Annotated in this window: 19 protein-coding genes and 1 tRNA gene; 6 read left to right on the forward strand and 14 right to left on the reverse strand. The window is 63.2% G+C overall.

Translation table 11 applies throughout. From position 1 onward, the window contains the following. Window positions 1-20 precede the first annotated feature (20 nt). Both NWI01_RS03855 and NWI01_RS03860 read left to right on the forward strand, forming a co-directional pair. Window positions 21-1,223: an ABC transporter substrate-binding protein gene (locus tag NWI01_RS03855; RefSeq protein WP_141382624.1), complete on the forward strand. Its 1,203-nt coding sequence runs from the start codon at window positions 21-23 to the stop codon at window positions 1,221-1,223. After that, window positions 1,220-2,077 carry an ABC transporter permease gene (locus NWI01_RS03860; RefSeq protein ID WP_244613630.1) on the forward strand — a complete coding sequence of 286 codons (858 nt, stop codon included), beginning with the start codon at window positions 1,220-1,222 and terminating at the stop codon, window positions 2,075-2,077. The genes NWI01_RS03855 and NWI01_RS03860 overlap by 4 nt, the downstream gene beginning before the upstream one ends. 160 nt (window positions 2,078-2,237) lie before the next feature. On the opposite strand, the gene NWI01_RS03865 is transcribed toward NWI01_RS03860, so the two are convergent. After that, a tRNA-Arg gene (locus NWI01_RS03865) sits at window positions 2,238-2,314 on the reverse strand. Between the two features lie 260 nt (window positions 2,315-2,574). Between NWI01_RS03865 and NWI01_RS03870 the strand changes: the two genes are divergently transcribed. From NWI01_RS03870 to NWI01_RS03885, 4 genes are all read left to right on the forward strand, one after another. Continuing rightward, window positions 2,575-3,174: a YidB family protein gene (locus tag NWI01_RS03870; protein ID WP_141382625.1), complete on the forward strand. Its 600-nt coding sequence runs from the start codon at window positions 2,575-2,577 to the stop codon at window positions 3,172-3,174. A 93-nt stretch (window positions 3,175-3,267) separates the two neighbouring features. Further along, the gene (locus NWI01_RS03875) at window positions 3,268-3,540 is read left to right on the forward strand and encodes a GlsB/YeaQ/YmgE family stress response membrane protein (RefSeq protein ID WP_141382626.1); all 273 of its coding nucleotides are present in this window, start codon (window positions 3,268-3,270) and stop codon (window positions 3,538-3,540) included. 75 nt (window positions 3,541-3,615) lie between these two features. Beyond that, entirely contained in the window at window positions 3,616-4,395 is a 780-nt protein-coding gene (locus tag NWI01_RS03880; RefSeq protein ID WP_141382627.1) for a thermonuclease family protein, read from the forward strand. 368 nt (window positions 4,396-4,763) lie between these two features. Next, complete coding sequence (locus tag NWI01_RS03885) at window positions 4,764-6,254, forward strand: M48 family metalloprotease (protein ID WP_141382628.1); 1,491 nt, start codon at window positions 4,764-4,766, stop codon at window positions 6,252-6,254. A gap of 24 nt (window positions 6,255-6,278) precedes the next feature. Here NWI01_RS03885 and NWI01_RS03890 read toward each other — a convergent pair whose 3' ends face one another. The 13 genes from NWI01_RS03890 to rplU all read right to left on the reverse strand — a co-directional run bounded on the left by NWI01_RS03890 (window position 6,279) and on the right by rplU (window position 18,443). Then, window positions 6,279-6,791: an RNA pyrophosphohydrolase gene (locus tag NWI01_RS03890; RefSeq protein WP_141382629.1), complete on the reverse strand. Its 513-nt coding sequence runs from the start codon at window positions 6,789-6,791 to the stop codon at window positions 6,279-6,281. Between the two features lie 127 nt (window positions 6,792-6,918). Beyond that, the gene (locus NWI01_RS03895; protein WP_141382630.1) at window positions 6,919-8,121 is read right to left on the reverse strand and encodes a divergent polysaccharide deacetylase family protein; all 1,203 of its coding nucleotides are present in this window, start codon (window positions 8,119-8,121) and stop codon (window positions 6,919-6,921) included. 150 nt (window positions 8,122-8,271) lie between these two features. Next, complete coding sequence (locus tag NWI01_RS03900; RefSeq protein WP_141382631.1) at window positions 8,272-9,627, reverse strand: S41 family peptidase; 1,356 nt, start codon at window positions 9,625-9,627, stop codon at window positions 8,272-8,274. Continuing rightward, the gene (locus NWI01_RS03905; RefSeq protein ID WP_141382647.1) at window positions 9,624-10,931 is read right to left on the reverse strand and encodes a murein hydrolase activator EnvC family protein; all 1,308 of its coding nucleotides are present in this window, start codon (window positions 10,929-10,931) and stop codon (window positions 9,624-9,626) included. The genes NWI01_RS03900 and NWI01_RS03905 overlap by 4 nt, the downstream gene beginning before the upstream one ends. 139 nt (window positions 10,932-11,070) lie before the next feature. Beyond that, window positions 11,071-11,550 carry a 23S rRNA (pseudouridine(1915)-N(3))-methyltransferase RlmH gene (gene rlmH, locus NWI01_RS03910; protein WP_141382632.1) on the reverse strand — a complete coding sequence of 160 codons (480 nt, stop codon included), beginning with the start codon at window positions 11,548-11,550 and terminating at the stop codon, window positions 11,071-11,073. A gap of 45 nt (window positions 11,551-11,595) precedes the next feature. Beyond that, window positions 11,596-11,967 carry a ribosome silencing factor gene (rsfS, locus tag NWI01_RS03915; protein ID WP_141382648.1) on the reverse strand — a complete coding sequence of 124 codons (372 nt, stop codon included), beginning with the start codon at window positions 11,965-11,967 and terminating at the stop codon, window positions 11,596-11,598. 208 nt (window positions 11,968-12,175) lie between these two features. Beyond that, entirely contained in the window at window positions 12,176-12,817 is a 642-nt protein-coding gene (locus NWI01_RS03920) for a nicotinate-nucleotide adenylyltransferase (RefSeq protein WP_141382633.1), read from the reverse strand. Window positions 12,818-12,856: 39 nt separating this feature from the next. Next, entirely contained in the window at window positions 12,857-14,149 is a 1,293-nt protein-coding gene (locus tag NWI01_RS03925) for a glutamate-5-semialdehyde dehydrogenase (protein ID WP_141382634.1), read from the reverse strand. 258 nt (window positions 14,150-14,407) lie between these two features. Beyond that, the gene (gene proB / locus NWI01_RS03930; RefSeq protein ID WP_141382635.1) at window positions 14,408-15,544 is read right to left on the reverse strand and encodes a glutamate 5-kinase; all 1,137 of its coding nucleotides are present in this window, start codon (window positions 15,542-15,544) and stop codon (window positions 14,408-14,410) included. Between the two features lie 142 nt (window positions 15,545-15,686). Then, complete coding sequence (obgE, locus tag NWI01_RS03935; RefSeq protein ID WP_141382649.1) at window positions 15,687-16,763, reverse strand: GTPase ObgE; 1,077 nt, start codon at window positions 16,761-16,763, stop codon at window positions 15,687-15,689. Window positions 16,764-16,903: 140 nt separating this feature from the next. Beyond that, entirely contained in the window at window positions 16,904-17,512 is a 609-nt protein-coding gene (locus NWI01_RS03940) for a GNAT family N-acetyltransferase (protein ID WP_141382636.1), read from the reverse strand. A 135-nt stretch (window positions 17,513-17,647) separates the two neighbouring features. Continuing rightward, window positions 17,648-17,920 (reverse strand): 50S ribosomal protein L27, encoded by a 273-nt coding sequence (gene rpmA, locus NWI01_RS03945; RefSeq protein WP_011313771.1) that lies wholly within the window; start codon window positions 17,918-17,920, stop codon window positions 17,648-17,650. 85 nt (window positions 17,921-18,005) lie between these two features. Further along, window positions 18,006-18,443 (reverse strand): 50S ribosomal protein L21, encoded by a 438-nt coding sequence (gene rplU, locus NWI01_RS03950; RefSeq protein ID WP_141382637.1) that lies wholly within the window; start codon window positions 18,441-18,443, stop codon window positions 18,006-18,008. Window positions 18,444-18,549 lie beyond the last annotated feature (106 nt).

Below are 18,549 nucleotides of genomic sequence, written 5' to 3' on the forward strand. Positions count from 1 at the left end.
TACGAATCAAAGGACCGGCCATGTCGATCGACGAGTTCTCCCGTTATGACGTCTCCCGCCGTCAGATGCTGCGCCTGTCGGCGCTGCTGACGGCCGGCGGCGCGCTGCCCCTTCTGAAAACGTATGAGGCGCGCGCCAGGGAAGCGGATGTGCCGCTGCGCATCGGCTATCTGCCGATCACCGACGCGACGCCGCTCCTGGTCGCGCACGGCAAGGGGTTTTTCGAGGAGGCCGGCATCAAGGCCGAAAAGCCGGTGCGCCTGCGGAGCTGGGCTCAGGTGCTGGAAGCCTTCATCTCCGGGCAGGTGAACGCCGTCCATCTGCTGTCGCCGATGACGGTATGGGCGCGTTTCGGCAGCAAGGCGCCGGCCAAGGTGGTCGCCTGGAATCACACCAGCGGCTCCGGCCTCAGCGTTCTGCCGCACATCAACAGCGTCAGGGAACTTGGCGGCACCACGGTCGCCATTCCATTCTGGTACTCGATCCACAATGTGGTGCTGCAAATCCTGCTGCGCGAAAACGGATTGAAGCCGGTGTCGAAACGCACGGGCGCCCCGGCCGCCGACGAGGTCAATCTCGTTGTCATGGCGCCGGCCGACATGGTGCCTGCGCTCGCCGCGAAGCAGATCAGCGGTTACATCGTCGCCGAACCGTTCAACGCGGCGAGTGAGGCGCTTGGCGTCGGAAAGATCCTGCGCTTCACCGGAGATGTCTGGAAGGATCACGCCTGCTGCCTGGTGTTCATGCATGAACGCGATATCGAGCAGCGCCCGGAATGGGTGCAGCGCGCGGTCAACGCGATGGTCAAGGCGCAGCTCTGGACGCGCGAACATCGCGCCGAGACGGCGGCGCTGCTCTCCAAGGACAATCCCAACCAGTACACCCCGCACAGTGTCGAGGTTCTCAGCAAGGTGCTGGCGCCGCCGGAGACCGACGATGCCGCCTACATCAAGGCCGGCGCGATCATTCATCCGGACTGGCGCGAGCGCCGGATCGATTTTCAGCCCTATCCGTATCCGAGCTACACCGAGGAACTGATCCGGCGCCTGCGCGATACGCTAGTCGAGGGCGACCGCGCGTTCCTCGATAAGCTCGATCCGGCGGCGGCCGGCCGTGAGCTTGTCGACGATCGTTTCGTCAAGAAGGCGGTGATCGCGGCAGGCGGCATGGCGGCGTTCGATCTGCCGGAATCCTTTACCCGTACCGAGGTCGTGGCGGCGTGAGCACAAGCTGGCCAGGCGACAGCCTGAGCGGCTCCGCGCCGCCAGGCCCTGCGACCTTCGCCGCTCGGGCCGGCCGCAAGCCGTGGCTGACGCTGCCGGCGTTGACAAGCAGCCTGCTCGGCATCGGCGGACTGATCGTGCTGCTGTTGCTATGGTGGCTCGGCACCGATGTCCTGGCCTCATCACAGGGATTCATCCGACAATTCTCGCCGACCACGGCCATCCCCGAACTGGTAACCATGCTGGGACAGCCGGATCTGCTGGTGCATGTTCTGGTCAGTCTGCGCCGGGTGTTGATCGGCCTCGCTTTCGCGTTGTTGATCGGCGTGCCCGTCGGGCTCGCCGTCGGCAGCTATAACCGCCTCAACACCGCGACCTCGCCGGCGTTTCAGTTCCTGCGCATGATCTCGCCCCTGTCGTGGATGCCGATCGCGGTGATGGTGTTCGGCGTGGGCGACCAGCCGATCTATTTCATGCTGGCGTTCGCCGCGGTGTGGCCAATTCTGCTCAACACCGCCGAAGGCGTGCGGCGGCTGCAGCCGAGCTGGCTCAGCCTTGCCGACAGCCTCGCCGCGACGCGCTGGGAAACGCTGTGGTACGTGATCCTCCCCGGCGTTCTCGGCCATGTGCTGACCGGCCTGCGGCTGGCCGTCGGCATCGTCTGGATCGTGCTGGTGCCATGCGAGATGCTCGGCGTCTCGGCCGGGCTCGGCTACTTCATTCTGGATACGCGCGACCGCCTCGCTTATTCCGAGCTGATGGCCACGGTGCTGATGATCGGCATCCTCGGCTTCCTGCTCGATGCCGGAGCGCGGATGCTGTATCAAGCCGTCACCCGCAGCCGCACCGCCTGACGCTGTCCCTGCCCGAAAAGGCCGGGGAAGAAAAATCTTCTCTGAAGCTGTAGAGCGTTTTCGAGCGAAGGGGGAACCGGTTCGCGTGAAGAAAACGCGCCAAAACAACAATCTAGAGCTTCGTTTCTGATTCAATCAGAAGCAACAATGCTCTAGCGTATGGCGTCCCGGAAGGGAGTCGAACCCCTGACCCCAGGTTTAGGAAACCTGTGCTCTATCCAGCTGAGCTACCGGGACTGAACGCCAAGCCCTGCCACTTATCCGGCACATCGGCGCCTCGGGCAAGCCTTGAGCATCTGATCCGAATCAGATTGTGGATTCAAGAGGCTGGTGCCGTCGCGCGATCCTCTCCAACCGGGATCGGATCCCTTGCCGACACGCGCTCGCGGCAAGACCATTCAGAAAGGCTAAAGCGTCCGCCGGCCAAAAGCGCCTTGTGATGTTCCTACGGCGACCTTATCTTTCGCCGCGGGCTGGTGCGTCATCAGGAGGCGATCATGGGTTTGCTCGACATCCTCAACGGAATGCAGAACGGCCCCCGCGGCCCAAGCCAGCCCAGCGCGGAAAGCCAAAGTGCTGAAAGCCAAAGCGGCGGCATGTCGCCGCTGACGTTGGCGATCCTCGCCGTGCTGGGCTACAAGGCGCTGAAGCACCTCACCGGAAGCCAGCCTGACACCAGCCCGGCGACCACCGCACCTCCGCCGCCCATGCCCGGACGCACCGTCAACGCCGGATTGCCCGGGAGCACTGGCGGCCTCAGTGACCTGCTCAAGGGCGGACTTGGCGGGCTGCTGGCGGGCGGCGCCGCCGGAAGCATTCTGAGCGGCGGTCTCGGCGAGTTGCTGAACCAGCTTCAGAAGAAGGGCCATAGCGAGACGGCGAATTCCTGGGTCGGTTCTGGACCAAACAAGCAGATCGCGCCGCGCGACCTCGCCGATGCGCTCGGCGCTGACCAGATCAGAGCGCTGACAACGCAGACCGGGCTGTCCCAGGACCAACTGCTCACCGAATTGAGCAAGCATCTGCCCGAGGTCGTCCACCATCTGACGCCCGATGGACGCCTTCCGACTGAAAGTGAACTATCGCGATTGCTTTAGGATTGCGGCTCACACCGCAGGTGCAGCCCCATGGACCGGCCTATCGCGCGAAGCGTTCAGCGCCACGACTATTTCTGAGGAAGGACTTTCATCATGAGCGGCATTCTTTGGATCATTCTTGTCGGCTTCGTCGCCGGGGTTATCGCAAAGTTCTTATCGCCCGGCCCGAACAATCCGAGCGGGTTCATTCTCACCACGGCACTGGGCATCGCCGGTGCGTTTCTCGCCACTTTCATCGGACAGCAGATCGGCCATTACAGTCCGGATCAGGGCGCGGGCTTCATCACCTCGACCATCGGCGCGGTCGTGGTGCTGTTCATCTGGAACAGGCTGGTCGCACGCGGTGCGATTTCCGGACCAAGATAATCCCACCTGGCCCTCGGATAATGCTCCGAGGGCCTCGGCGGCTCAGGAGACGGCTCTGAACGGTGCGGCTGTCAGATGACGGCCCGACGGCTTTGCCTTCGCAATCTCCTGTTCGCTGTGCTGCCCTGCGTCATATCGTTCGCCATTCCATCGGCGCTTGCCGATGGATGCCAATTGGACGTCCAGGGTGAAGGCGTCGTGAGCGCCGTCATCGACGCGCGGACGCTCCGTCTCGAAGATGGCCGCGAGGTCCGCCTTGCCGGCGTCGAAGTGGTGGCGCGGGACTCGGATAATCGTCGCTCAAGCCTCGCAAGCCTGATCGGCCAGCATGTGATCCTGCGCGGCGAGCACGGTGATCCCGATCGCTATGGCCGGCAATCCAGCTTCCTGTTTCTCGAACACGCCGCAAGTTCGGTGCAGAGCGAACTTCTGGCGCGCGGCGAAGCGCTGGCCTCCGCCGACGTTGCCGACAAGGGTTGCGCGGCGGAACTCGCTACGGCTGAGACGGGGGCACGGCAGGCCCGTCTTGGAATCTGGGCGGAATCGTCCGTAATCAAAAGCGCCGAACACCCGGAGGAGATTTTGACGCGTATCGGGCGGTTTGCGATCGTGGAAGGTCACGTCCGGACTGTCAGGCAGGCCGGCGGAACCCTGTATCTCAACTTCGGCCCCCGCTGGACACGAGACTTTGCCGCCACTATTCCAAGACGCACAATGCCGTCTTTTAAGGCGGCAGGTGTCGCGCCGACGTCTTTCGAACATCGGCGAGTGCGTGTCCGCGGCTGGGTCGATCGGCGCGGAGGGCCACGAATCGAGGTGCTCCGCGTTGGGCAGATCGAAGTGGCCGGCGACTAGAGCATTGTCGCTTCGGATTGAATCAGAAGCGATGCTCTAGAGCGGCGGCCGGTCAAATGGAACCAGCGCCGCCGCTCCAGTTAATTGATTGAGCATCGGATTTATCCCGAAACCGGTTCCCACTTTCGGGTCCGATGCTCTAGACTGTTGTTTTTGACCCGCTTTATTCGCGCTAAGCCGGTAGCCGCTCCGCTCGAAAACGCAATGGAAAAGGACACGGTATTCTGCCAGCATCAACTTTTAGAACGGGGGCTGCGCTGGCGTGGTAAGATGCGGCGGTGGAGTGTCGGCATTTTGCCGTCGAGTTTTACTGAACAGATCGGGAATACTGAAATAGAATTTCCGGTCCGAGGGAGAACGTTGCGGCCATGACGGCGAGCCCAGTATGGCGCGGGACAGGAGCGAGCCGCTTTTTGGCGGCGCCTGTCGTGCTGCTCTGCGCGACGCTCGCCCTCGGCGGATGCGGCGATATGACCCGGTTCCAGACCGCCTCCCCTTCATCCGCCAAATCGGTAAAGCCCGCGCGGGCAGTGGCCCCTACCCCGAAGTCAGAACACGAGCACAAGCGCATCCTCGCCTCTTATGGGGGCTCGTATGACGATCCCAAACTTGAAGCGCTGATCAACCGGACGGTCGAGCGGCTGGTGGCGGTGTCGGAGCGGCCCGACCTCACCTACAAGGTGACGATCCTCAATTCAGGCGCGGTGAACGCCTTCGCGCTGCCGACCGGCCAGCTTTACGTGACACGCGGCCTGATCGCATTGGCAAACGATACATCGGAACTATCCTCGGTGCTGTCGCACGAAATGGCGCATGTTCTTGCCAAGCACGCGACAATCCGCGAGGACCAGGCACGGCAGGCCGCCCTCGTCAGCCATGTCGTGACCGAGATGGGAACCGACCCGGATCTGACGGCCTTGGCGCTCGCCAAGTCCAAACTGACGCTGGCGAGCTTTTCACGTGCCCAGGAATTCGAGGCGGACGGGATCGGCGTCGGGATCTCGGCGCGCGCCCATTTCGATCCTTATGGCGCGGCCCGCTTCCTTGCTGCGATGGAGCGCAATGCGGCGCTCAAGGCCGGGAAGCCGTCGCTGGACCCCCGCTCGCAGGACTTCCTGTCGTCGCATCCCGCAACGCCGGAGCGCGTCCAGAATGCGCAGGCCAACGCTCGCCAGTACAGTGCTCCCGCGCAGGGCGAACGGGACCGAGAGACCTATCTCCACGCGATCGACAACATCGTCTACGGCGAGGATCCGAGTGAGGGATTCGTGCGGAGCCGGCGTTTCCTGCATCCCAAACTGGGCTTCACCTTCCAGGCGCCGGAAGGCTTTACGCTGGATAACACGGCTCAGGCGGTCATCGGCATTCGCGAGGGCGGCAGTCAGGCCATGCGCTTCGATGTAGTCCGTGTGCCAGCGGAGCAGAAGCTCACCGAGTACCTCAACTCGGGATGGATGGAGAACGTCAACAAGGCGTCGACCGAGGAACTGACCATCAACGGCTTTCCCGCGGCATCGGCGGTCGCCAGCGGGGAGGAATGGCAGTTCCGCGTCTATGCCTTGCGCTTCGGCAGCGACGTTTACCGCTTCATCTTCGCCGCCCGTCACAAGACAACGGAAAGCGAACGCAACGCGCGCGAAACGGTCGCTTCCTTCCGCCGCCTGACACTCGACGAGATTCAAGCCGCGCGACCACTGCGAATCAAGGCGATCACCGTGCAACCGGGCGATACCGTGGAATCACTGTCGCACCGCATGGCGGGCGTCGATCATCCGGCCGAGCGCTTTCGCGTCCTCAACGGGCTCGATCCACGCGCCCAGGTCAAGGTCGGCAACCGGGTCAAGATCGTGGTGGACTGATGCGAGGCGCCGAACATCCGGGGGTTATGTCCGGGCTTGAGCGCCTGCAAGACTCCCGAATTCCTTGACCACGCGCTCATAGACCGGACGCTTGAACGGGATGATCAACCCGGTCAGATTCTGCATCGGCTCCCAGCGCCATGCCGTGAATTCGGGCTTGTGACCGTCGCCGGGGTTAGCGATGTTGATCTCGCTGTCCTCGCCCATGAAGCGCACCGCATACCACTTCTGGCGCTGACCGCGATATCGGCCCTTCCACGCCCGGCCGGCCACGACACGTGGAATATCGTAGGTCAGCCAATCCGGCATTTCGGCAAGCTTCTCGATCGAACGAACGCTGGTCTCTTCATAGAGTTCGCGTTTCGCTGCAAGCCACGTATCCTCGCCGGGATCGACGCCGCCTTGCGGCATCTGCCAGACGTAGCTGTCATCGACCTGCTCAACGCCCGCGCGGCGACCGACGAAAACCAGCCCCCGCTCGTTGATCAGCATCATGCCGACGCAAGTGCGATAGGGTAGATCGTCGTAACGTGTCATTCCATCAATGCCCCGTGCGCCTCCACCGCTCTGAGAACGGGACGGATACGAGTGCTGATCTTATAGCGTTTTCAAGCGAATTGGATACCGGTCGGCGTGAAGAAAACGCGTCCAACAATCTGGCGCTCTAGTTCGATTTTGATTTCAGCATCGCGGTTGTCAATGGCACAAGCATCACGCCACGGCTTTCGAGGCTCTTGATCCAGACGCCAATTCGGTCGACGGATACCGGAAGCGCCGATGTCATGCCTATGGCGGCGCCTCGTTTCATGGCCAGGTCTTCAAGCCTTGCGAGCGCCTTGTCGATCTCCACCGAGGTCGGAACGGCGTCAACAATCAGGTCGGCCCTGGCGAACGGCATGGCCTGCCCTTCCGCAAGCTGACCCGCGACGCTCAAGGGCGCGGCGCCGTCGTCGAGGTATCCGAGACCACGTCTGGCCGTCTCGCGAATGAATGGCTGCATGACCGCAGCCGCAGCGACAAAACGCGCACCCATGAAGTTGGTCAGACCGACATAGCCTTGAAAGCGGCTCAGTTGCCAGTGCAGGCGATCGATATTCTGCTCGGCGCCAAGTGTCGTCAGCAGGGTCTGCGGTCCGGGATCGTTGTCGGGATAATCATAGGGCTCCATAGGAACCTGCAACAGTACCTCGTGGCGCTGCGCGCGCGCCTGTGCCACCAGTCTGCCCGGATCGGAGCCATAGGGTGTAAACGCGAGAGACACGGCTGGCGGCAGTTTCATAATCGCATCGGTGGTTTTCGTCGCACCGACGCCGAGACCGCCGACCACGATGGCGACCACCGGCATCTTCGCAGCCTTCGCGCGATCCGCCTCGGTACCCGCCGCATAAGCCTTGAAAGGTTTCAGCCCGTCGGCGGCGGCAACGGGAATCATTCCATGGCGCGACTTCTCCAACAGACGCTGATCGCCCCCCACTGCCGCCTTCACTGACCCGGCGTCGGCAGCATCAGGACCGGGACCGGAAACCACGACATCCTGACGCGATCCGCTGGATCCGTCGATGATGGTGATGGTCTTCTGCCCGTTGGCAGATGGAGCGGTGACGGCGGCGCTGTCCGGCTGCTGCGGTGGCGGTCGGATGGCCGCGGGCTTGTCGTCGCTGACCGGAGCTTGGCGGATCGCCACCCGCGCCTTAGGTTCACCGCCGAGAGGATCGTGATTGAAGAAAACAAAACCCAGGAAGACGACGAGGATCAATCCCAACAAAAATCCCATGGCCTGAGGTAGCGAGAAAGGAAGCCGTAAGCGACGCCTGGGCGTGGGGTTCTGTCCCAGCGGCGTGCTGAGATCGTCCGTCGTATCGGTCATGGCCCCCTCGAATCATCCCCACGCGAGGATACCATGGGCGCTTGCAAAATGCGGCAATGCGAGATCAGGCGACTTGCAGTAAACCAGCACGGAAACGAATCGGGCGGCCCAAAGGCCGCCCGACTCCGAAACACCGCACCCGTCAAAGGATCAGTTCGCCGCCTTGTTCGCGGGCTTTTCAATCGCCGCTTTATTGCTCGCGGGTGGCGAAGAGGCGTTGATCTTGACACCGCGCAGAAGGTCTTCGGCCATCTTGAGAGCCTTGTCGTTCTTGGCGTCCGGCGGAACGTAGGACTGCGAGCCTGTCTTCTCGTCATTACCGTTTCGCAGGTGTCCCCGCAGCGAAGCCTCGCCTTTGGTGTCGGTCCGTGACTTCAGTTCATCGGGCACATCCTGAAGCACCTCGATATCCGGAACGATGCCCTTGGCCTGAATCGAACGGCCCGAGGGCGTATAATAGCGCGCGGTCGTCAGCCGGAGCGCGCCATTGCCGGAGCCGAGCGGAATGATGGTCTGCACCGAGCCCTTACCGAACGAGCGGGTCCCGATCAGGGTCGCCCGCTTGTGGTCCTGCAACGCGCCAGCGACGATTTCGGACGCGGATGCCGATCCGCCGTTGACCAGAATGATCACAGGCTTGCCCTTGGCGAGGTCGCCCGGATGCGCGCTGCGCCGCTGGGTTTCCTCAGCGTTGCGCCCGCGCGTCGACACGATCTCGCCCCGATCGAGGAAGGCATCCGAGACGGTCACGGCTTCCTCGAGCAACCCGCCGGGATTGTTCCGCAGATCGATGATATACCCCTTGAGCTTGTCACCGATCTGGCTCTGGAGGTCGGAAACCGACTTCTTGAGTCCCTCTGTTGTCTGCTCATTGAACGTCGTGATGCGGATATAGGCGATGTCATCGGACTCCGTCCGCGAACGAACCGAACGAACACGAATGTTGTCGCGCACCAGCGTCACGTCGATCGGGTTATCCTGTCCCTTGCGGATGATCTTCAGCTTGATCTTGGTGCCGATCGGGCCGCGCATCTTGTCGACGGCCTGGTTGAGGGTCAGGCCCTGCACCGCCTCGTCGTCAAGATTGGTGATGATGTCGTTCGCGAGGATTCCGGCCTTCGATGCCGGCGTGTCGTCGATCGGCGAGACCACCTTGACCAGGCCATCCTCCATCGTCACCTCGATGCCGAGACCGCCGAATTCACCGCGGGTCTGCACCTGCATGTCGCGGAAGCTCTTGGCATCCATGTAGCTCGAATGCGGATCGAGACCCGTGAGCATGCCGCTGATGGCTGATTCGACCAGCTTGCTGTCATCGGGTTTTTCGACGTAATCGGTGCGGACACGCTCGAACACGTCGCCGAACAGGTTGAGCTGGCGATAGGTATCCGACGTCGCGGCGCGCGCGCTCGATCCCATCAGCACGGATCGCGGCTGCGTCACGAACAGCGTCAACGCGGCACCCGCGGCAGCGCTGAGAACAATAAGGGAAACCTTGCGCATCATCCGCGAACCTTTTGGCCTCTGTTAGCGGCCCACCACGGGCCTGGATCAATGGGAGTGCCGTCCTTACGGAACTCAATGTAGAGAACGGGCTGGCTAGCGTTTGCCGCGAGAATCGAGGCGACACGGGAGGTCGATCCCATCGTCGCTACCGGCTCTCCGGTCAACACGAACTGGCCGATGTTAACCGAAATACGCTCCATGCCGGCGATCAGCACATGATACCCGCCCCCGGCATTGAGGATCAAGAGTTGTCCATAGCTGCGGAACGGCCCGGCATAAACCACCCAGCCGTCGCACGGCGTCGTCACCTGAGCTCCCGGACGGGCGGCCAGGGAAACGCCTTTTTCGATGCCGCCGGCACCGTCGGAACCGCCGAAGTCACGAATCCTGGTGCCATTGACCGGAAGCGCCAGCAAGCCCTTGGCCGACGCAAAGGCCACAGCCGGACTGAGCCGGCCAGGATCCTTGAGGGCGCCCAGATTCGGCTTGCCGTTCGGCGCCCCCGGAACGCCTTGCCGGCTGGCCGTGGCTGCTGCCTTGGCCGCGCTCTTCAGATCCTGCTCCAGCTTCGCGATCAGCCCTTGCAGGGTATCGACCTGGCGCGACAGCTCGATCGCGCGCGCCGCCTCCGCGGCCATGTTTTTTTCAATGCCGCTTTGCTGCCGCTGCCGTTCGTCCACCAGCGTCGCAAGGCGGGTCTGTTCGTCCTTGATGCTGTCGCGATCGGCCGCCATCCGATCCCGCTCGGCGGCGATTGATGTCCGGAGGCCGACAAGTTCATCGAGATCAGCCACCAGCTTTTCCGCGCGCACACGCATCTCGGGCACCACGGAGCCGAGCAGGATCGCGGTACGCAACGATTGCAAGGCATCCTCCGGCCGCACCAGCAAAGCGGGCGGCGTGCGGCGGCCGGCGCGCTGGAGCGCGGCGAGAACTTCCATGATCTCCGATCGCCGCGAATCCAGCGAGTCCCGGATTTCCTGTTCGCGCGCGCCGAGCGGCAGCAGGCGCGCTTCGGCCTCCGCGATGTTGGTCTCTATGTCACGAATTCGGGCGGCGACATCGATCAGCTGCTGATTGAGCTTGGCGCGGTTTCGACCGATCGCCGCAATATCGACTTTCAGCCGCTCCTGCAGTTCAACCGCGTTCTTTTGCTGCGCCCGTATCGCTTCCAGCTCCCGCTCGCGCTGCTTGATGTCGTCCGCCGAAGGAGTTGCCGGCGCTTGTGTTCCGGCCTGCGCCATCACGGCCGACGACACCGCGGAAGAAAACCCCGCAAGCAGACAGGCCGAGATCACAAGCATCGAAGCAGGCGGCGACTGTCTGCCCCTTGCCTCCGTGGACAGCAAGCGCAGGCTCCGGATCAACTCCAGTTCAGGTGATCGGCGCTCGTATGTTCGCACGATATCAATCCGGTCGCGCCAGCGCGTTCAGCATTGCACGCTAACCACGGTGATAAGGATGACCGGCCAGAATGGTCGCGGCCCGGTAGATCTGCTCCAGCAGCATGACACGCACCATCTGATGCGGCCATGTGGCCGCGCCGAATGCAACGCTCAACCTAGCCCTGCGCCGTAATTCAGGCGAAAGTCCGTCCGCGCCGCCGATGATGAAAACCGCGTCCGCCACCGACTCATCCCTCCAGCGGCCGATCTGTTCCGCAAATGCGGCGCTGCCGATACTTTTGCCATTTTCGTCCAGCGCCACCATCATTTCTCCGGGTGCCAGCGCAAGAATGGCCGCCGCCTCTTCGCGAATGCGTTGCCCGGCATCACGGGCGCGGCTTTCCGCGACTTCATGGACATCCAGGCCGCGAAAGCCAAGATTGCGCCCGATATCCGCGAAGCGTCCGCGATAGCGATCGGCAAGCTCCCGCTCAGGCCCCTGCTTCAGACGCCCCACGGCAATGACGACGAGTCGCATCTGCGCACGCTGACATGAAATAATTGAAACCCAGCGGCGGACGATTCAGACCGTCTTCGCCGTCGCCGTGTTCTGTATCCACAACCTCTCCAGATTGTAGAACTCACGAACCTCCGGCCTGAAGACGTGTACGACCACATCTCCGGAATCGATCAGCACCCAGTCGCAATTGGGCATGCCCTCGATACGGATTTTCTTGACCCCGATATCCTTGAGGCTCCTGGCCACGGTTTCGGCGATCGCGCCGACATGGCGGTTCGACCGGCCAGTGACGATCACCATGTAATCCGAAACAGCCGACCGGCCGCGCAGATCGATGGTAACGACATCTTCCGCCTTCATATCCTCAAGGCGTGAAAGGATCAGCTTGAGGGTTTGTTCAACGTCGGGCTGCGCCTCCGAATGGACGGGAGCCACCAAAGACGTTCGGGTTTCAGGCCTGTCGGTCTTGGCCGCCGTTCGCTTCGGCGTCGACGATCCGAGCGAGGCGGATGAAGCAGGCCTGGACAATACAGGTGCGGTCAGGGACCATTTCCTTTCACGGTACCGACGCCGAACCCCAGCGCCCGATGATCTATAATACGCATGTAGGGGAGAAGGTTTCAAGATTCCAGTGAGAACGCCTTCAGGTTTTCAGGTCGCCGTCGATCCATGTTCCATCCCGGTTCCGCAGCCCGGTCGAAGACAACCGCGATTTCATTCCGGTGAGGAAAACCCAGGCAGGCAGGCGGTGCGTGGCCAACCGGTCGGCCCTCGCTTCCGGCAAACGCCATCGTGCGAGCGCCTGCGCGGCGGGCGCTGCAAGAGCCCGGAAACTGTGCGGCGGGCGATCGACCACCGCGATCGGCGCCGCGGCGGCGATCCGCCGCCAGTTTTCCCAGCGGTGAAACTGCTCCAGATTATCGGCGCCCATGATCCATACGAAGCGCACGTTCGCGCACCTGCGTCGCAGATAGGTTATGGTGTCGATGGTGTAGCGCGTTCCGATGACGGCTTCGAGACAACTGATGTCGATGCGCGGATCGTTCGCCACGGCAGCCGCCGCGGCGGCGCGGTCACCGAGAGCGCGGAGCGCCCGCGCATCCTTGAGCGGGTTGGCGGGTGAAACGAGCCACCAGACCCGGTCGAGTTCCAGCCGCTTCAGGGCATACAGGCTGACGGCGCGATGCGCGGCGTGAGGCGGGTTGAACGAGCCGCCAAGCAGGCCGATACGCATGCCATCGGAATGAAGCGGGATGGCGCGTGAGACGACGGAACGCGACCCCAAATCAATCCCCGCGCCACCCGCAGGATGATCCGGGCGCGCTCACGGGCGCACCTGCCCGTCACCATGGACGCGATATTTGAAACTCGTCAGCTGCTCGGCGCCAACCGGCCCGCGCGCGTGGAACTTGCCCGTGGCAATGCCGATTTCAGCCCCGAAGCCGAACTCCCCACCGTCGGCGAATTGCGTCGACGCATTGTGCAGCACGATCGCCGAATCGACCTCGTTGAGAAACCGGGCCGCCGTTTCGGGATCCTCGGTCACGATCGCATCCGTATGGCGCGAGCCGTGATGCTGGATATGATTAATCGCGCCGCCGCAACCATCGACCACGCGCGCAGAAATGATCGCGTCCCCGTATTCGGTGTCCCAGTCGCTGTCGGCCGCGGCCCTGACCCGCGGATCGACGCCCTGCACGTCGGAATCGCCGCGCACCTCGCAACCGGCCTCGATCAGCGTTTCGACCAGCGGCTTCAGAATATCCCGCGCGCCCGCGCGATCGACCAGCAGCGTTTCGGCAGCCCCGCAAACGCCGGGTCGGCGCATTTTCGAGTTGAGCACGATCGCCTTCGCCATGGCGATATCGGCGGCGCCATCGACATAGACATGATTGACGCCTTCAAGATGCGCGAACACCGGCACGCGCGCCTCGGCCTCGACACGCGCGACAAGGCTTCTGCCACCGCGCGGCACGATCACGTCGATGCCGCCATTCATCCCGCTCAGGAGTAGCCCGACCGCGGCGCGGTCGCGCGTCGGCACCAGCGTGATCGCCGCTTCCGGCAATCGCACCTCGCGCAATCCCTCCACCAGACACTCATGAATCGCGCGGCATGAGCGAAAGCTTTCCGAGCCGCCGCGCAGGATCACGGCGTTGCCGGATTTGAGACAGAGCACGCCGGCGTCGGCGCAGACATTGGGACGGCTCTCGAAGATCACGGCGACCACTCCGAGCGGCACCCGCACGCGCTCGATGGTCATGCCGTTGGGCCGCTGCCAGCGCTCTGTGACGCGCCCCACGGGATCGTCGATCTGGCGGACCACCTTCACGCCGTCGGCCATCGCCTCCACGCGCGCCTGCGTCAGCGTAAGGCGGTCGAGAAAAGCAGCAGTGGCGCCGCCGGCGCGCGCATCAGCGACGTCTTCCGCATTGGCCGCGAGAATCGCAGCCGCATTCCTTCGGATCGCACGCTCCATCGCATCGAGCGCCTCGTTCTTCTGCGCCGTTGGAGCAAGGCCTAGCGCTCGCGCGGCAGTACGCGCCCCGGTCGCAAGGTCGCTCATCAAGACCGGAAGATCGGCCGAGGCATCGATCGCCTTCAAAGAAGCAGTCATTCGGGTAACAGTCCGGCAGTTCTATTCTCGTAGGTCATGTTCTATAGCGTTTTCGAGCGAAGCATATCCCCTGGCCTGACCCGGGGGGACGGATACCGGTTCGCATGAAGAAAACGCTTCAGAACAACAATCTCAAGCTTTGCTCTGATCCAATCAGAAGCGAAAATGCTCTAGCATAGAAATCCGTGGCCGGCGAGGCGTGCAGTCCCGGGGACATGCTTCGCTCGAAAACGCTATAAAGCCCGGAGCACTCTCTGGCTAACCCGCCTCACCAGGCGAGCCGACCACGAGGTCGTCGCGATGAATCATTTCGACGCGGCCGCGAACCCCAAGAAGCTGGGCTGCATCGGAAGACGAACGCCCCTTGATCCTGTCGGCGTCGGCGGCGTCGTAGGCGACGAGGCCGCGGCCGATCTCATGCCCGTTCGGACCGCGCACGATGACGGCGTCGCCCCGCGCGAAATGCCCGTCGATCCGGGTCACGCCCGCCGGAAGCAGGCTCTTGCCGGCGCGCAGCGCCGCGACCGCGCCGGCATCGATCTTGAGCGTTCCCCTAGGCTCCAGCGAACCGGCGATCCAACGCTTGCGCGCCGTGACCGGATTGGCCGGCGTCAGAAACCATGTGCAGGGACCTGCATCCATGATGGCCCGCAGCGGATGCTCGATCGTGCCGGAGGCGATCAGCATGTGCGTTCCCGCGGTCGTCGCGATCTTCGCTGCCTCGATCTTGGTCCGCATTCCGCCGCGCGACAGTTCGGATGCGGCGCTGCCGGCCATCGCCTCGATGTCCGCCGTGACCCTCTTCACCACCGGGATCAGTTTTGCTTCCGGATTGAGATGAGGCGGCGCGTCATAGAGCCCGTCGATATCCGACAACAGAATCAGCAGATCGGCGCTCGCCATGGTGGCGACCCGCGCGGCAAGCCGGTCATTGTCGCCGTAGCGGATTTCGTTGGTGGCGACCGTATCGTTTTCGTTGATGACCGGGACCGCGCGCCATTCGAGCAGCTTCGCGATGGTCGAGCGCGCATTGAGATAGCGGCGGCGTTCCTCGGTGTCCTGCCATGTCACCAGGATCTGCCCCGCGCCGATACCGTGATCGGCCAGCACTTTCGACCATATCCGGGCCAGCGCGATCTGTCCGACGGCGGCGGCCGCCTGACTCTCCTCCAGCTTCAGCGGGCCGCGCGGCAATTTGAGCTTGCTGCGGCCGAGCGCGACCGCGCCGGACGAGACCACCAGCACGTCGCAGCCGTCGCCGTGAAGCCCTGCGATATCGGCGGCCAGCGCAGACAGCCATTCCCCTCGCACCTTGCCCGCGGCGGAATCGATCAGCAGCGACGAGCCGACCTTGACGACGATACGACGAAATTTCTTGAGATGCGGGCGGGTCATGGCATTCGACGGTCAATCGAAACGAAAGCGCCGCTTTCATCACATGAAAGCAGCGGACAGGAAAGCGGAATGCCGATCGAAATCATTCGATCGCAAAACCGGTATCCACTCTACAGGGGGTATGCGCTCACCGTCGCGTAGCTCAGGGGGACCACGGCTTGGCCCGGGCGACCGGCGTTTCCATCGCCTGCGCAGCCGAAGCATCCGCGCCCCTGGCCTTGTCCGAGACCGGCGCCTGCCCGATGACCTCGACCAGCGCGCGCAGCACATCCTGCACGCCCTCGCCCGTGACGCCCGAGACCAGCAGCGGCGTTTTTTTCGCGGCGCGCTTGAGGCGGTCGCGTTGCTTCTTCAGATCCTCGGCCGTGACCGCGTCGATCTTGTTGAGCGCCACGATCTCGACCTTCTCGGCAAGCGCTCCGGCGTAGGCTTCCATTTCTCCGCGCACGATCTTGTAGGCGCGGCCGGCATGATCGCAGCCGGCATCCACCAGATGCAGCAGCACGCGGCAGCGCTCGACATGCCCGAGGAAACGATCGCCCAGTCCCGCGCCCTCATGCGCGCCCTCGATCAACCCGGGAATATCCGCCAGAACGAATTCACGATCCTGCACTCTCACGACGCCGAGCTGCGGGTGCAGCGTGGTAAATGGATAGTCGGCGATCTTCGGCTTCGCCGCACTCACCTTGGAGAGAAACGTCGACTTGCCTGCATTGGGCAGGCCGACCAGACCGGCATCGGCAATCAGCTTCAACCGCAGCCAGATCCAGCGTTCCTCGCCCGGCTGGCCGGGATTGGCGCGGCGCGGAGCCCGATTGGTCGACGACTTGAAGTGCGCGTTGCCGAACCCGCCATTGCCGCCTTCGGCCAGCACAAGGCGCTCGCCGACGCGGGTGAAGTCGTGGATCAGGGTTTCGCGATCCTCGTCGATGATCTGGGTGCCAAGCGGCACCTTGAGCACGATGGCCTTGCCGTTCGCGCCGTGGCGGTCCGAGCCCATGCCGTTAGCGCCCTTCGGAGCCTTGAAGTGCTGCTGGTAGCGATAGTCGATCAGGGTGTTGAGGCCGTCGGCGACCTCGACGATGACATCGCCGCCGCGGCCGCCATTGCCGCCCGAGGGGCCTCCGAACTCGATGAACTTCTCGCGGCGGAAAGCCACGCAGCCGTTACCACCATCGCCGGAACGGATATAAACCTTGGCTTCATCGAGAAATTTCATGACCGATAGGTAGGATAGGGAAGCCGGGGAGGCAACGGCCATGCATCATGCATCCGTCAGCGCTTTCCGATTCCGTTCAGAACGGAAAGGCTCCAACCTCCGGCTCCGGCAGGACGACAGCATGCCCGCCACAAAAGATTTCAGATGCACGGCTCACGGCGCGCGGCGCTGTTCCAACGCTTCAGCGACGACCACACGCCACGCGACAGGCGGAAACGATCGACCGGCGTGGATGAGCCGAGCGCCCTGATCCGGTGCAGTTCGACGCCGGTCCATTGGAAACCGCACTTCTCAAGCACGTTGCGCGAGGCCGGATTGATCACGCGCGCGCCGGAGACCATGCGATCGACGTCACACTCCTCGAAAGCGTAATCGATGACCGCGCGCACGGCCTCGGTGGCGAAGCCCCGGCCCCAATGATCAACGCCGAACCAATAACCCAGCTCGGGCGCGTCGGGTTTTCTCCAGTCAACGCCAGCTACTCCGACCGGCACATGATTGTGCTCGACCAGAAACACCATCTCACGACTATCGCCCGCGACGGCTTCGACGAATTGAACTGCGTCATCCGGCGTGTAGGGATGTGGCAGGCAGCGCGTCATCTCCGCGATGCGTCGGTCGTTGGCGAGCGCGGTGATGGCTCTGACATCCGCATGGGTTGGCCTGCGCAATGTCAACCGCTCAGTCTCAAGCGCAAACGACCGCCGATCTCGCAGCAAGGGCGTGGATATCGGCATGTCCTGCAGCATGGTCGGCTCCGTGTCGCGCACGCAAGTCCCATGCGAGCGCAAAATGAAAAAGGAGGCCGGTTTCCCGCCTCCCCTTGGAGCCATCGATGCTCCACCGGTTCAACAGGGACCGGCGGACGCAACGTCATCCACCGTCTACTCGGCCGCGGCTTCCGTCATCGGGAGCACCGACACGAAAGTCCGGCCGCCGGTTTTTACGCGAAACGCGACGTGACCTTCGACCTTGGCGAACAGGGTATGGTCCGTGCCCATACCGACGTTCAGACCCGGGTGCCAGGTGGTTCCACGCTGGCGGGCGATGATGTTGCCGGGAATCACATGTTCGCCGCCGAAAGCCTTGATGCCAAGGCGCTTCCCATGCGAATCGCGCCCGTTCCGCGAGGAACCGCCTGCCTTTTTGTGAGCCATCGCCCGTCTCCAAACTCGTCCGAATCTCTAGATCATTTCCGTGACAGAATCATTCATTTTCTCTCACGGGGATTTTTAATTGCTCTTAATCCGCGTCTTCCGCCGTCTTGGCGGCTTTCCTCGCGGCCCTCTTGGGCTTGCCGCCACTCGCCCCTTCCGCGGGCTCGACGGCCTTTTCCTTCTTCGGGCGCGGCCCGATTGTCGGGCTCTTCCCGTCAGCCAGGACCTCGGTGACGCGCAGCACGGTGATCTCGTCGCGATAACCCCGCTTGCGCTTGGAGTGCTTGCGGCGGCGCTTCTTGAACGCGATCACCTTGGGGCCACGCTTGTGCTGCAGCACTTCCGCCGCGACCGAGGCGCCCGCCACCGTGGGCGCGCCAAGCACCGGCGTGTCGCCGCCCAGCACCAGAACCTCGCCAAGCTGCACGATCGTTCCGACCTCGCCGGCGATCTTGCCAATCTCAAGGACATCATCCGGAACGACACGGTACTGCCGGCCGCCGGTTTTGATGACTGCGAACATCGTTTTATTCCTTCGTGTTCGATCCCGGCCTCGGAAGATTCCGGGCCGGCTTTTTGTTCAGTCGTTGGACAGGAGCATTTTTGATCCTACGGCAAACCGGACGAAC

Origin of the sequence: Nitrobacter winogradskyi (genome assembly GCF_006539545.1) — a bacterium.
Classification (GTDB): Bacteria; Pseudomonadota; Alphaproteobacteria; order Rhizobiales; family Xanthobacteraceae; genus Nitrobacter; species Nitrobacter winogradskyi_A.